The organism is Nocardia sp. NPDC004168 (genome assembly GCF_040610355.1).
GTDB classification, from domain to species: Bacteria; Actinomycetota; Actinomycetes; order Mycobacteriales; family Mycobacteriaceae; genus Nocardia; species Nocardia sichangensis.
Window position 1 is genome coordinate 91,667 of sequence record NZ_JBEXME010000018.1, and the last position, 13,652, is coordinate 105,318.

Here is a 13,652-nt window from a genome sequence, read left to right on the forward strand (position 1 = left end):
GTCGGTGTCAACGCGAGCGCGCCGTTCTCATTCCGCCGATTCACGACGGCGTGGGCAGCCCCAGTGCCTGCGCAAGCACCCGCCACGCCTTCGGCAGCTGCGCCTGGAAGTCCGGCCAGGTGTGCATGCCCGCCGCGGTGTACTCCAGGGTGGCGGGGATGTTCAGCTGGGACAGGCGGTCGGCGAACCGCTCGGTGCAGGCCCGGGCGCCCGCTTCCAGCGCAGCACCGCCGCCTGCGGTTTGCAGCGCTTCCGCGACCGACGGGGAGTTCGCGACCGACACCAGATCGGCTCCCGTCGGCAGCCCGGTGGCCGCCGAGAGGTAAACGGCGGTGTCGCGCAGGTTCTCCGCGTGCAGCAGGCTGTCGTGCGCGGCCCACTCCGGTGAGGTCGGCGGGCCCCAGAGATTGTTCACGTTGCCGCCGCGCGAGGCGACCGTGATGGTGGTCACCGCGTGCCCCAGCGGGTCGGCGGTGGAGTAGCACCCGCTCATCCCGGCGACGGCGCGATACCAGCCCGGATGGCGCTGGGCGAGCATCATCGCCGCCTGCGCGCCCATCGACACCCCGGCGATGGCGCGACGCCCGTCGGTGCGCAGCAGCGACTCCACGATGGGCGGGAGCTCGGTGGTGAGGAACGTCTCCCAGCGGTTGAGTCCGAGTGCGGCGTCCTGCCGGACCCAGTCGCTGTACATGCTGCCGGTGCCGCCGCCGGGCAGCACCACGTCCACCGGCTTGCCCGCGAAGAACTCGGCTGCCGCGCCCTTGGTCAGCCATGCGGACGTGGCATCGCCGTCGACGCCGTCGAGTAGGTACAGCACCGGGCGCGGCGCCGCGCCGCTGCCGCGCAGGATGTCGACGGTGATGATCCGGCGCATCGCCGCCGAGGCGATCGACAGCCGTTCGTGCCCCCCGCCCAGGTCCTCGATCGAGAGCAGCCCGGTGCGGGTCATGGCGGGGTCGACGGCGGGCGGCGGGGTCTGCGGCACCGGATCGGCGAGTACGGGCGCAGCGGCAGCGGTGGCGATGAGGGCCATCGCCACCGCGGTGATCGGCATACGTGGGCTCATCCGGCTGCGGCGGCCCGTTCCGCTTGTCTGGCCGCGGCGCGTTCACGCTGTTCCTCGAACCGGCGCGCCCGGATCTCCAGGTCTTCGAGGTAGGCGTGCAGTTCCTCGCGGGCTCGTTCGCCGTCGCCGGTCAGATCGTCGCGTTCGAAGACGTGCCACGCGCGCAGCACCGGACGCACCACCACATCGAGATGCTGACGCAAGTCGTAGATGCCGTGCTTGGCCAGCAGCACGGCGTTGCGCCGGAAATTCGGCTGGGTCAGCCCAGGCATCTGGAATCGGGTGACCACGCTGGTGATGGCGCGCAGCGCTTCGTTCGGCACCAGGTCGAGGGCCGCGGCGCTGATGTTCCGGTAGAAGATCATGTGCAGGTTCTCGTCGGCGGCAACTCGCTGCAGCATACGCTCGGCGACCGGTTCCCCGCAGGCCGCTCCCGTATTGCGGTGGCTGATCCTGGTCGCGAGTTCCTGCAACGTGACGTAAGCGACCGAATGGAGCAACCGCTCCTCTTCGCCGGGTGTGGCGAAACCGGTGGTCATATGCGCCATCCGCGCCTGCTCCAGCAGCACCGGATCGACCGCGCGGGTCACGACCAGATAGTCGCGCATCACGATGGCGTGGCGGTTCTCCTCGGCGGTCCACCGGCCCACCCAGGTACCCCATACCCCGTCCAGCGAGAACGCCTCCGAGATCTCCCGGTGATACGACGGCAGATTGTCCTCGGTGAGCAGATTGGTGATCATGGCGGTCTGCGCGACCTCGGAAAGCGCGGATTGACCCGGCTCCCAGTCGATTCCGCCGAGGGCGGCGAAATTGCGGCCGTCGTCCCACGGCACGTAATCGTGCGGATTCCAGGATTTCGCCTTGCGCAGATGGTCGTTGAGCAGGCGTTCGGCGGTGGGCTCCAGTTCGCGCAGAATATCGCGATCGGTCAACGCGGTGGTCACTCGAACTCCTTTGCTCACCCTCGAGATCAGGGCACAGTCGACGATAGCGGCGGAATATCAGGCAGAACGGCCGATCACGCGATCGTTGGGCGAGGTGACGATGGCCATATGGCCCGGCTGGGGCAGTTCACAAGCCGGGGCATCGCCCGCGTCGGCCACCCGATACAGCCCCGGCGGCCCGCCCGCCGCCCGCAGCCGGTCCAGCAGATCGTGGGCGCGACCGGCCAGTTCCGGGATGCGCGCGGTGCGGCCGGTGGCCACCGTGGCCGTCAACGGGACCTCGGCGGCCTCACCGACGATGGCCAGCACGTCGTCGGTCATGGTGAATGTTCCGGTGCGGGCGGGCACGTCGTCGAGCGGCACCAGCACCGTGCCGCCCGCGGCGGACAGCACCGACAAGGCCCGTGAGCCGAGCGGACCGGCCAGCGCGGCCTGCACGCGACGGAGCTTGCGCCGGGCCGCGTCCGTGCCCGTGCCGGGTCTTCGCTCGTCCGGATGCGCCGGAATGCCCAGCGCGACGACCTGATACGACCGTGCGATCGGAATGCCTGTCGCCCTGGCGAGTTCGCCGACCGCGTGCCCGCCCAGCAGCGCGGAGACCAGCGTCTGAGCCGCGGTCTGATGTTCCCGCGCGACCGCGCGGTGCTCGTCGACATAAGCGGTCGACGCCGCCACGGTCACCATCTCCAGTACGTGGACCGCCAATCGCGCACCCGCGAGAAAATGATCGGTTCGCTCGTCGGCGACCTCGTCGGCGAGGAATTCCAGGCCGCTACGGATTTCGTCGTGATATGCGCCGAGCACCGTTTCCAGTGCGATGCCCTCCCGCGCCCAGCGCGAGGCGAAACCGGCGATCTCCGGCGGCCGGACCGTCGCGGGCGCCGGACGCGGAGCCAGTAGTTCGACAGCGGCCGCCAGACAATTCCGTGCGGTCGTCGCGACATCGCCGGACGCGTCGCGGCCGGAACGCCCGGCCAGGTGTGCGACGAGTTTCGATGTCAACGTCTCGGTACTCGTTCTCGACTGCCTGCCCATCATGCCTCCCGAAGGTTAGCGTCGGATCGTGATGGAATCGAGATATGTTCCGCCGCATCGGGTAAGTCATCAGCGGCCGCCCGACCCGTTGGGCGCAATCACAACTTTCGCTGGAATTCGCGCAGCCCGCGTCCCGCACAGGCAGAACCGCTGCGGCACCGCTATTTTCGGATCCGGCCCGATGTCTTCGCGGGCGCACCGATTTCCGGAGTGTGTGACGCAGCGCCGTCCGCGCATTTCCGGCGCTGCGTCGAGATCACCCTAGATCCGTCGGCACCGCCCTGAGTAGTCCCCTCCGGCGCTCTGGGGACGGTTCATCGCGACCTACGGCCACGATTGGGACGTCACACAGTCCGTGTCGTCGCCGTGAGCCGGGGCGTCGCGTGCTATGAACCGAGGCATCGAAAGGCAAACCTGTGAGCTGTTCCATCAGATCATCCGAACCGCTGTGCAGCAGATCGCACCGCCGATAGCATCGAGCGCCGCGCTGCCGTACGGCGTCGCGACGAGTTTCGAAGGGCGACAACACATATGAGCGGTACGCGAGACAAGCTGGACGAGCTGCGGGGGATTCTGGAACTGGCCGAAGAGCCCGCAGGCGAAAACGGCATCGCGAAGCGCAAGACCAAGGGCATTCCCAGCGCGCGGGAGCGAGTGCGCGCCCTACTCGACCCGGGGAGTTTCGTGGAGACCGGCGCGCTGGTGCGCCAGCCGGGCACCCCGGGAGCCATGTACGGCGACGGCGTGGTCACCGGCCGCGGGCGGATCGACGGCAGGCCCGTCGTGGTGATCGCCCACGATCAGACGGTCTTCGGAGGCTCCGTCGGCGAGATGTTCGGCCGCAAGGTCGCCGCGGCGCTGGATTTCGCCACCAGGAACGCCTGCCCGGTCGTCGCGATCAACGACTCCGGCGGCGCCCGCATCCAGGACGCGGTCACCTCGCTGGCCTGGTACGCGCTGATGAGCCGCCGCCAGGAACGACTGTCGGGCTTCGTCCCGCAAGTGTCGATCATGCTGGGCAAATGCGCGGCCGGGTCGGTCTACGCACCGGTCAACACCGACATCCTGATCGCGACCGAGAAGTCCTACATGTTCGTCACCGGCCCCGAGGTGATCAAGGAGGTCACCGGCGAGGAGGTGACCATGGAGGAACTGGGTGGCGCGCAGGCGCAGGCGGCCAACGGCACCGTCCACCATGTCGCCGCCACCGAGCAGGACGCTTTCGACTGGGCCAGGACCTATTTGGGCTACCTGCCGTCGAGTTGCCTCGAGCCGGGCCCGGTCGTCAATCCGGGCCTGGAGCCGCAGGTCACGCCGCACGATCTGGAGCTGGACTCGATCGTTCCCGACTCCGATCGGCAGGGCTACGACATGCACGAGATCTTGCTGCGCCTGTTCGACGACGGCGACTTCCACGAGATCAGCGCGGCGACCGCGCAGAACCTGATCACCGGCTTCGCCAGGGTGGACGGGCGCAGCGTCGGGGTGATCGCGAATCAGCCGCTGGTCCTCGGCGGCGCGATCGACGCCAAGTGCTCGGACAAGGCGACGCACTTCATCCGGCTGTGCAATGTCTTCGGGCTGCCGCTGATCTTCGTCGTGGACACCCCCGGCGTGCTGCCCGGCGTGGAGGAAGAGCGCAGCGGAGTGATCAAGCGCGGCGGGCGGTTCTTCCGCGCGGTGATCGAGGCGACCGTCCCGATCGTGACCGTCGTGGTCCGCAAGGCCTACGGCGGAGGCTACGCCGTGATGGGCTGCAAGCAACTCGGCTCCGACGTCAGCCTGGCCTGGCCGACCGCGCGCATCGCCGTGATGGGTGCGGAGAGCGCGGTGAGCATCGTCGGCAAACGGCAGCTCGCCCAGGTGGCCCCTGAGGACCGCGCGGCCGTGCGCGACGCCATGATCGAGCAGTACAACACGACGGTGGCCACGCCGTGGATCGCCGCCGAGCGCGGCTACATCGATGCGGTGATCGAGCCTTCGCAGACGAGACTGGAGATCCGCCGGGCGTTGCGTCTGCTGCGCGAGAAAGAGGCGAGCGCCGAGCCCAACCCCCGCAAGCACAGTCTTTTTCCGGTCTGAGGCGCAGCGGACCCGGTTATGCTGTGTCACAACATAACCGGGTCTATGTGGTGGGATCTCCGGCGATCAGCGGCGAACCGGGCCGTCCGGCACGCCGATGCCTTAATCTCAGGTCAGTGCCGGGCCCGCTTCGTTCGCCGCGTAGCGGCGCGGCACGCGACGTGCCCGCTGCGCCTGTTCCCTACCCTCGCCCGGCGGGCACGCCGCACCAAGGCTCAGCCGTGCCCCCAGGTGAGATCGGCCGCCACCCACTCGGTCTCCCACCTGCGCAGCCGCCGCCGATCGAGACCGCGGCGCAGCAGCAGATAGCTGCCGACGAGCACGATCGAAACGCCGAACACCGCACCGGCGGTCAGCATCACCGCCTTGCTGGCGGGCTGGGTCGACGACGGCGGCTCCACGATCGCGCCGCGTTCGTTCAGCCAGATCGGCACGGTGGAACCCGGCTCGACCACCGTGGTCGACTGATAGTCGCCGGTGTGGGCCACGCCGTCGGCATCCTTCCAGGACACACGGGCGGGCACCACCGGCGCGTACAGCGGCGCCTTCCCGGTTTCGATCACGGTGGCGTCGACTCGATGCAAGCGTGCCGTCTCGGCCCGTACCGCGGCCGTCTCGACGCGGTACACCCGGCCGCCGACGGTCAGCGCGAGTATGGGCACGACTATCAGGAACACCAGGGCAAGCAGCACCGCGACACCGGTTTGCACACGATCTTCACTGCGGCGCAGCGGATTGCGATCCAAGCCGACGCGGCGGCACGTCCGGCGGTACATGTTCACCGACCCGGTAGGCATGACGGTGACTCCTCGTTGCGAATTTCGGCGGTGAGGGTGACGAGGGTGTCGAAGAACTCTTCGACGAGGCCGGGCAGGCCCATCGGATCAGGGCCCGCCGCCCAACTCTGTAGCGCCGCGAGCAGCATGCCCGCACCGGCGCCGACGGCGACGGCCGGACGCGGATCGGTCTGCGGATCCACGCCGAGCCGTGCCGCGATGATCCGGACGGACTCGCGTTGCCCGTCGATGCGGATGCGCTGATAGCCGGCGAACAGTTCCGGTTCGTCCTCGAAGCGCTGGAACAGCGCCCAGCGGCGGGCGAGCAGCGACGCACGGGCCCCGCCGTACTCGGTGGCGAGCCAATCGTGGACGGCGCCGCGGTAGGCGATCAGGGGCGGCTCGGAAAGGGGACGGTGGCTCAGGGCTTCGTTGAACAGGTGCACATCCTGGTCGACATCGCCGAGAATCGCCTCTTCGATGGACGCGAAGTGCCTGCTGAATGTGCGCCGGGTGACACCGGCCCGCAGCGCGATGTCCTCGACGGCCACCGCGTCGAGCCCCCGCTCGGTGAGCAGGTCGAACGCCGCGCGCGACAGCGCTTCACGGCTGCGCCGAGTGCGCAGCCGACGGCCGTCCAGACCGACACCGTCGTCGCTCATGCACCTGAGCATACCCCTATTGTCCCAATGGGACAATACTTTGCTCTTGCCCGGCATGCGCATCACCTCGCAGAGAAGATGCCCGATTCGGGCGCGCCGAATCGCCCGGGAAGACGTCGGGAGGGCGGCCGGCGGCCGGTCAGCTTCTCGGGTTGTCCACCGGTTCGTCGACGGTCGGCGGAATGCCGTCGCGCAAGATCTGGAGCAGCTGGCCGGAATGCTCCGGTGACGGGGCCAGCAGCGAAAGTTGGTTCAGCACCGTGTAGTACACGTCCAGGTCGGCGATCTTGTCCAGATACAGCGCGCTGGTCAGCTGCTGGAGATAGACGATGTCGGGCAGATCGGCCTCGGCGAAGCGCAAGACGGTGAACGCGCCGTCGGTGAGCGCGGGGCCGCCCACGTGATCGGCCAGGATCTGGATCGTGACGTTCGGCCGCGCCACCGCGTGCAGCACGCGGTCCAGCTGCGCGCGCCAGACGGTCGAGCCGCCGATCCTGCGGCGCAGCGCGGCCTCCTCGATGAGCATCCACACCTGCGGCGGGTGCGGACCGGCGAGGATCTCCTGCCTGCGCATGCGCAGCGCGACCCGGCGTTCGATCGCGTCCTGCGGCTCGCCCGGATGCGACAGTGTGAGCAGCGCGCGGGCGTACTCCGGGGTCTGCAGCAATTCGGGGACCGCCCGCGGCTCGTAGCAGCGGATCAGCCGGGCCGCCTGTTCCAGCCCGAGGTAAGTGTCGAACCACTTCGGCAACCAGTCGTTGTCTCGCGCCCACCAGCCCGACGCATTGGCCTGCCTGGCCAGTTCCAGGTATCGATCCCGTTCGGCGGGGTCGGTCACCTCGTAGAAGTCGAGCAGGTCGACCAGATCGCGTTCCCGGCAGCCGGTGCGCCCGAGCTCCAGCCGACTGATCTTCGAATGCGACCCGCGAATGGCCTCACCCGCCGCTTCCCTGGTGATCTTCCGGTCCTCGCGCAGGCGACGCAGCCGGCCGCCTAGAACCATCCGCAGCACCGTCGGCCCGCCTCCGGACACCGGCTGAGCGCCGAACCCCGCCGCATCGGCCGCCTGTCGTACGTTCGAAGGACGCATGCCCCGAGTCTGCCATGTTGTCCCAGTCGCTATCTACGGCCGAAAGTCCCTGTACCGCCGCGCATTCGTGGTTCCACCGGGCCGGTCAGGCCGGGCCGGACGGCAGCTCGACGATCTGCGGCTCACGCTCGCGCAAGGCCGCGATGAGGTCGCGGGTGTACTCGGGGGGCGCGGCGTGCACCGACAGCAGATTCGCCACCGCCCGGTAAGCCGCGAGATCGGCGTCCTTGTCCAGGTACAGCGCGCCGGTGAGTTGCTGGAGATACACGATGTCCGGCAGATCCGCCTCGGCGAAACGCAGCATGGTGAACGCGCCGTCGGAGACCGCGGGGCCGCCGACGTGATCGGCGAGCACCTGCACGGTGATGTTCGGCGCGTCCGCGACCCGCAGCAGGTGGTCGAGCTGGGCCAACCACACCTGCGATCCTCCGATTCTGCGCCGCAGCGCCGCTTCCTCGACGATCAGCCACATCTGAGGTGGGTCCGGCCTGGTCAGGATCTCCTGGCGGCGCATCCGCAGGGCCACGCGCCGCTCGATCGACTCCTCGTCCTCGTGCGGATGAGCGAGCACGAACAGCGCGCGGGCGTACTCGGGGGTCTGCAGCAGTTCCGGAACGACCCGCGGCTCGTAGCAGCGGATCAACTGGGCGGCATGCTCCAGCCCGAGATAGGTGTCGAACCACTTCGGCAGCCAGTCGGCGTCGTGATGCCACCATCCCGAGGTGTTCGCCTGCTTGGCCAGCCGCTTGAACTCCGCGCACTCCTCCTCGTCGGTGACGCCGTACAGCGCGAGCAGGTCCACCAGATCCCGCTCCCGGAAGCCGGTACGCCCCAGTTCCAAGCGGCTGATCTTCGAGTGCGAGCCACGGATCGCCTCGCCCGCTTCCTCCAGTGAGATGCCGCACGCCTCACGCAGCCGACGCATCCGCCCGCCGAGGATCATCCGTAGGGCGGTCGGGCCGCCCTCGGCGGCGGGAGCCGTTCCACGAGCGATGGATTCGTTCTGAGGCCGCACTACCGAAGCACGCATGTACCGAGTCTCGCATGTGCGGTGCCCGCACTCCAGCACCGAACCCCACGAACGGCAGCGTATGCGCAGGTGTAAGCACATCCGCAAGATCATTTTCAAGGTCGCCGGGATGACTGCTCGTCCCGCAGCCCGAGTACCGCCAGCAGCGACCATCGGTCCGGCAGCAGACGAACCACGGAAGGCAAAGCGACGAGTTGGCCGCGGGGCGCGCGGCGATACCGAAAACCATTGCGGCCGAGTAGTTCCGCTGCGCGACCCGCGCACCGAAGCGATGACCGCACGACCCGGTGCCCGCCGCCGCCGAATCCGGTGACGGCGGGCCGCTCGGTTCAGCGCAGCACTACGTCCGCCGTCGCGCGACCGAACAGCTTGCGGTCACCGCAGGTCGCGGTCAAAGCGATGGTGGCCGCGCGGCGCTGTGGGTCCAATTGCTTGACCCGACCGCGGAATTCGATCGCGCTCGCCCTGGTCGCCGGAACCGGGGCGAACCCGGCGAACCGCACCCCGTACCGCGTGACGGCGGCCGGATCACCGAGCCACGAGGTGAGATACCCGGCGCCGATGCCCATGGTCAGCAGTCCGTGCGACACCACGTCGGGCAGTCCGGCGCTGCGCGCGACCACGTCGCTGAAGTGGATCGGGTTCGAATCACCGGAGACGCCTGCGTAATTCACCAGATCACCACGAGACAGCAGCACTGTTCGCGGGGCCAGTTCCATGCCGACGGACAGGTCCTCGAAAGCGGGGACGGTGCGGGGCGTGCGCGACTCGTCGGGGGTGTCCGCTTGCAACGCCTCGTCGAAGCTCTCGACCAGCCCGCCGTCGTCGCCGGACCCGCGCCCGGCCGCCGCGTTCGCACGGTCGGCGGCCGACTGCCCGGTCATGATCACGCCCTCGACCGCCGCGCGCAGATCGGCGGCGAGGTCAACCCCGGTCTGCGCCACCGCCGTGGTGTGCGCGGTCTGCAACACTTCCTTGTGCTGGTTGCTCAGCACGTTCCTGGTGACCATGAAGTCCTTGTCACCGAACTGCCGGAACGACTCGATGTAGGATTCGCACCGCACCTGGTCGCCCGCGACGATCGGCCGGTGCACCCGGATCGTCTGTTCCGTCTGCAGCACCTGGCCGAGGTCGTACCCGGTGAGCACGGACTCGAACATCTTGCGCTGCATCAACATGAGCACGATCGACGAGAACGTCATCGGCGCGACGAGCCCGTCGAAGCCGAGTTCCGCCGCGGCGTCTTCGTACCGGTGGGCGGGATGGCCGTCCTGCAGCGCGCGCGCGAACTCCCGGATTTTCTCGCGCCCCACCTCGTATGAGTCGGTCAGGCGATATTGCCGCCCCACCAGTGCCTTGGCTTGTTCGGACGCGGTGGTCGTGATGTCGTTCATGTGCCTCTCTCGGGAATCCGCCGTCACCCCCGACCGGCCCGGCCCACCGTACCGAAGCCGCGACGACGCCGCAGGAGCGCCCTCGCCAGATCTGGGCATACCAACCGAAGGGCCGAAGGGGGACACAGTCTTGATCGCCATCGCGGGCACACCGCGTTACCGGATTCCCCCGAGCGCCGTCACACGGTCAGCACTCGTCTGGCGCAGGCACTCCCCGCAGCCTGTCGTCCAGCCAGATCATGGCTTCCGGATAACCGAGCGCACCGGCGATGATGTGCTCACCCAGCACACTGCGGTACACCGCGGGCACGCCGAGGCCGCACTGCTCCAGATAGAGATCGCGCGCGCCCTCGGCCGGGATCCAGAACTCCTGCTCGCCGTTGTAGACGTAGAGCGGAGTCGCCGACCGCATCCCGGCCATCTTCGTCACCCGATAGATGTCCGCGGCCAGCGCCGAATGCAGCGGATCGGGGAAATTCGCGGCGATGTCGATCGGCAGCATCAGCACGCCGATCGCTCCGAAGCTGCTGCCGCACATGTTCTTCACCGGCGAGGTGGCCACCCATCGGGCGAGATTGTTCATCCCGGCCAGGATCTCCGGCCGCTCGCGGCCGATGCCGAACACGGCACCCATGAATATCGCCGAGGCGAGGTTGCCGTTCATGCTGCGGGCCAGGATCTCGAAGTCGGCGGGCACGCCGCCCAGCGCCGCGCCCACGATCACGTCCGCCAATTCCGGTGCGTAGCCGTCGATCAGCTTCACCGCCCCGTGCGTCGCGATCGCGCCGCCGGAATATCCCGCCAGGCCGAACTTCGCGGCGCCGAACTCCTCCGGCAGCAGCCCGCGCACCGCCCGGATCGAGTCGAGTACGGCGTGCCCGGCCACGATGGGTTCGGCGTAGGCCATCGAAGGGCCCTCGTGGTCCGGGATCAGCACGGCGTACCCGCGCAGCGCCGCCAGATGCGTCGTAGGCGGCAGGAAGTCGGTGGTGCTGGTGTCGGGGTTGAGCCCGTGCGCGAGGGTGTATCCCGGCGTGCAGGTACGGCCGAGGGCATCGATGGGCAGGTTGTTCACCACCACCGGCCGCTGACCGGGCCCTGGCCACGGTGCGGCGGGAACGATCAGCGTCGCCGTGGCGTACGACGGTGCGCCGTGCGCGTCCGTCGTACGGTACTTCACCAGCAGCGCACGCTGGATCGGCAGCAGCAGCAACGGCGCGGCCGTCGCGCGCACGTCGCGGACCTCGATGACCTGTCCCTCGGCCGATTCGTCGAGATTCGCGGGCCGTAGGTCGAACATCGGGTCGCCGACGGCGGAGGGCAGCGTGGCCGAGCGCAGCGCGGCCAGCGACGGCGACAGCGTAGTCGCCTCGTGCGCAGGCGAAATCGGCTCCGGCAGCGGCGCGATCGGCGGCGGCGGGATCACCTGATCGATGAGTTGTTGTAGCGCGGGCAGCAACCCGCCCGGCGGCGGCGCGGGCGGCGGCTCTGCGGCGGCGGGGACGGCCAGGACCGAGCTGGCGGCGAGCAATGCCACAGCAATGGCACGCGAAATCTTCATGGCACACGCCTTCGGGTGCGAACGGCAACGTCGTCTGGCACCCGGGCGCACTGGCCTTCGACCCCCGAAATGTCCCCTGTCAGACCGGGAGCCAGGACGTCAGGCTACGTCAGCGCCCTGGACTGGACGCAGTAAAGCGTCCGAGTTGTGTTGTCGCGTATCCATATCGCAACAACCGGCCGAGACCCCTTTCCGAAGAGTGGGGTCCCGGCTCGGCCGTTCACGTATCGTCGCTCAGCAATTGCTCGGCGCCGGCTCCCCTCGGAAACGAGCGTCCAGCCAGTTCAGTGCCGCGGGAATACCGAGCACCGCCGCGGTCAAATGGTCCGGCACCGGGATCTCCTCGGTCTGCACCCTGGCGCCCGCCGAACACCATCGCTTGTCGGTGTTGACCACCGCGTCGATCGGGATGAGGCCGTCGATCGGCGAATGCCATTCGAACACCGGCGTCTTCGGCACGCCGTCGTAGAGTTCGAGGCTGTTCTCCTCGACCACGGCGCGCGCGGTGTTGTCGGTGATCATCGAGGTCGTCTTGGCGAAGTCCAGCGCACCGTGACCCGCCCCCGTCGAGAGGATGTCGTTGGTGCAGCTGTTGGCGATCTGCGCGCGAGCGGCCAGACCACGTTCGTTCAGCTGGTCGCTCAGCGGGAAGCGAGTCGGGTACTCCCGTTCCAGCCCGAACCCGGCGGCGAACGCCAGACCGAACACCGGGTGCGGGTTGAGCCCCAGCCCCTCGAGCATCTTCACCAGATTCATCGGCACGCCGCCCATGGCCGCGCCCGCGATGTCGAGTTCCGGCGCGTACTTCGGCTGCAGAGCCGCGGCCCACGCGGTGGCCATCCCGCCGCCGGAGTATCCGACCATCGCCACCGGGCTGCGCTGCACCCCGAGTTCGTTGACCTGCTTGACGGCGCGGATCCCGTCGAGCGTGATCTGCCCGCCGAGCTTCGCGGCGCCGTAGGCGAAATTCGGGCCGAGGTGGTCGGGCAGCGCGACGCTCCAGCCGCGCGCCAGCAGCACGTTCCAGCCGGGCGCTTCCCGCACGACGAGGTTCGGGTCGCCGGTGTAGAGCACCCGGGAGACCGAGCACTCCGAGCCGAGCCCGTTGATGATGTGCTGGAACGACAGCAGCGGACCGTCCGCACGATGCGCCTTCGGCGTCAGCACCGTGGTGGTCGCCGCGATCGGTTTCCCCTCCGAACTCGTCGACCGGAATCGGATCACGGTCACCGTGGTCTCCGGGAAGATCGCCAGCGGCGGCATCACCCTGGTCGCGATCACGTCGCCGGGCTTGCGGTCGGCGATGTCCGCGGGCGTCGCGTAGAAGGGATCCGGATCGGGTTCGGGATACAGCGGCGCGCTGGTCGCCGCGCCGGCCATGCTCGCGATCAGCACCAGCCCCGCGGCCATCGCTCCGATCGCACGTGCGAGACGTCTTCGCCCCACTCCCCTACCCAACGAACGTGGGCGCTGACTCATCGACGTGTGCCTCCTGAATCGTCCGACGCTGTGCTCATCCTCGGCAACATCACCCGCGCTGGGTACCGCCCGACGCGATCATGTTGACAATTCACAAGTTTGGGTCGCCCGGGCTGTGCCCGCGATGCGCCCCGGCTGGTGACTGTACCCCACGACGCCGCGTCCGTTCTGTGACATTTCCAGCCGATAACCTGCAACATGTTCTCAGCAGTGGCGGCCCTTTACCGTCAGTCCTACCGGCGCGGCTGCCGCGCAGGCCGGAAGGAGACAGTGGCATGGACGGCACTGTGCGCAGACTCGCTGACCGCGACGACACCCGAGAACCGCCGACCCGGCGTATCACCGTCTACTTCGACGGGCCCACTCCCGAGGACGCGCTGGTCCTCGAATACGCGGCCACCAAAACCGAGGCGTGGGAGTTCACCTCGGCCGCCGCACACGCCGGGCTCACCGTCACCGTCGACGGCCAGGTCCGTCCCGGCCTGCGCAGGCTACCGTGCCATTCGCTCTGGCGCTGAGTGAGCGGA

General features: G+C 68.8%; 12 protein-coding genes. 2 read left to right on the forward strand and 10 right to left on the reverse strand.

What is annotated here, in order from left to right; translation table 11 throughout:
* Nucleotides 1-40 precede the first annotated feature (40 nt).
* The 3 genes from ABZW96_RS26835 to ABZW96_RS26845 are packed head-to-tail and all read right to left on the reverse strand — an operon-like array spanning nt 41 to nt 3,018.
* Complete coding sequence (locus ABZW96_RS26835) at nt 41-1,057, reverse strand: alpha/beta hydrolase family protein (RefSeq protein ID WP_355078397.1); 1,017 nt, start codon at nt 1,055-1,057, stop codon at nt 41-43.
* Nucleotides 1,058-1,065: 8 nt separating this feature from the next.
* Entirely contained in the window at nt 1,066-2,016 is a 951-nt protein-coding gene (locus ABZW96_RS26840; protein ID WP_355078398.1) for an acyl-ACP desaturase, read from the reverse strand.
* A 57-nt stretch (nt 2,017-2,073) separates the two neighbouring features.
* The gene (locus ABZW96_RS26845) at nt 2,074-3,018 is read right to left on the reverse strand and encodes a transcriptional regulator (RefSeq protein WP_355078399.1); all 945 of its coding nucleotides are present in this window, start codon (nt 3,016-3,018) and stop codon (nt 2,074-2,076) included.
* Nucleotides 3,019-3,582: 564 nt separating this feature from the next.
* Between ABZW96_RS26845 and ABZW96_RS26850 the strand changes: the two genes are divergently transcribed.
* Entirely contained in the window at nt 3,583-5,133 is a 1,551-nt protein-coding gene (locus ABZW96_RS26850; RefSeq protein ID WP_355078400.1) for an acyl-CoA carboxylase subunit beta, read from the forward strand.
* Between the two features lie 215 nt (nt 5,134-5,348).
* Here ABZW96_RS26850 and ABZW96_RS26855 read toward each other — a convergent pair whose 3' ends face one another.
* The 7 genes from ABZW96_RS26855 to ABZW96_RS26885 form a co-directional block, all read right to left on the reverse strand.
* Nucleotides 5,349-5,930, reverse strand: coding sequence for a hypothetical protein (locus ABZW96_RS26855; RefSeq protein ID WP_355078401.1), 582 nt, complete (start codon nt 5,928-5,930; stop codon nt 5,349-5,351).
* A complete protein-coding gene (locus ABZW96_RS26860; protein ID WP_355078402.1) occupies nt 5,912-6,571 on the reverse strand; it encodes a helix-turn-helix domain-containing protein in 660 nt (219 codons plus the stop codon). Before ABZW96_RS26860 ends, ABZW96_RS26855 begins: the two co-directional genes overlap by 19 nt.
* A 139-nt stretch (nt 6,572-6,710) precedes the next feature.
* The gene (locus ABZW96_RS26865) at nt 6,711-7,661 is read right to left on the reverse strand and encodes a helix-turn-helix transcriptional regulator (protein WP_355078403.1); all 951 of its coding nucleotides are present in this window, start codon (nt 7,659-7,661) and stop codon (nt 6,711-6,713) included.
* Between the two features lie 85 nt (nt 7,662-7,746).
* Entirely contained in the window at nt 7,747-8,691 is a 945-nt protein-coding gene (locus tag ABZW96_RS26870) for a helix-turn-helix transcriptional regulator (RefSeq protein ID WP_355078404.1), read from the reverse strand.
* Between the two features lie 329 nt (nt 8,692-9,020).
* Nucleotides 9,021-10,085 (reverse strand): fused (3R)-hydroxyacyl-ACP dehydratase subunits HadA/HadB, encoded by a 1,065-nt coding sequence (locus ABZW96_RS26875; RefSeq protein ID WP_355078405.1) that lies wholly within the window; start codon nt 10,083-10,085, stop codon nt 9,021-9,023.
* Nucleotides 10,086-10,272: 187 nt separating this feature from the next.
* Nucleotides 10,273-11,646: a lipase family protein gene (locus tag ABZW96_RS26880; protein WP_355078406.1), complete on the reverse strand. Its 1,374-nt coding sequence runs from the start codon at nt 11,644-11,646 to the stop codon at nt 10,273-10,275.
* Nucleotides 11,647-11,880: 234 nt separating this feature from the next.
* The gene (locus tag ABZW96_RS26885; protein ID WP_355078407.1) at nt 11,881-13,056 is read right to left on the reverse strand and encodes a lipase family protein; all 1,176 of its coding nucleotides are present in this window, start codon (nt 13,054-13,056) and stop codon (nt 11,881-11,883) included.
* Between the two features lie 344 nt (nt 13,057-13,400).
* On the opposite strand from ABZW96_RS26885, the gene ABZW96_RS26890 reads away from it, so the two are divergent.
* Complete coding sequence (locus ABZW96_RS26890) at nt 13,401-13,643, forward strand: hypothetical protein (RefSeq protein ID WP_355078408.1); 243 nt, start codon at nt 13,401-13,403, stop codon at nt 13,641-13,643.
* Nucleotides 13,644-13,652: the final 9 nt, after the last annotated feature.

Excerpts from the sequence above, each read along its gene's own strand:
- ABZW96_RS26835 (WP_355078397.1), bottom strand. The coding sequence starts at position 1,057 with ATGCCGATCACCGCGGTGGCGATGGCCCTCATCGCCACCGCTGCCGCT.
- ABZW96_RS26885 (WP_355078407.1), bottom strand. The coding sequence starts at position 13,056 with ATGGCCGCGGGGCTGGTGCTGATCGCGAGCATGGCCGGCGCGGCGACC.
- ABZW96_RS26875 (WP_355078405.1), bottom strand. The coding sequence starts at position 10,085 with ATGAACGACATCACGACCACCGCGTCCGAACAAGCCAAGGCACTGGTG.
- ABZW96_RS26860 (WP_355078402.1), bottom strand. The coding sequence starts at position 6,571 with ATGAGCGACGACGGTGTCGGTCTGGACGGCCGTCGGCTGCGCACTCGG.
- ABZW96_RS26880 (WP_355078406.1), bottom strand. The coding sequence starts at position 11,646 with ATGAAGATTTCGCGTGCCATTGCTGTGGCATTGCTCGCCGCCAGCTCG.
- ABZW96_RS26850 (WP_355078400.1), top strand. The coding sequence starts at position 3,583 with ATGAGCGGTACGCGAGACAAGCTGGACGAGCTGCGGGGGATTCTGGAA.
- ABZW96_RS26865 (WP_355078403.1), bottom strand. The coding sequence starts at position 7,661 with ATGCGTCCTTCGAACGTACGACAGGCGGCCGATGCGGCGGGGTTCGGC.
- ABZW96_RS26870 (WP_355078404.1), bottom strand. The coding sequence starts at position 8,691 with ATGCGTGCTTCGGTAGTGCGGCCTCAGAACGAATCCATCGCTCGTGGA.
- ABZW96_RS26855 (WP_355078401.1), bottom strand. The coding sequence starts at position 5,930 with ATGCCTACCGGGTCGGTGAACATGTACCGCCGGACGTGCCGCCGCGTC.
- ABZW96_RS26890 (WP_355078408.1), top strand. The coding sequence starts at position 13,401 with ATGGACGGCACTGTGCGCAGACTCGCTGACCGCGACGACACCCGAGAA.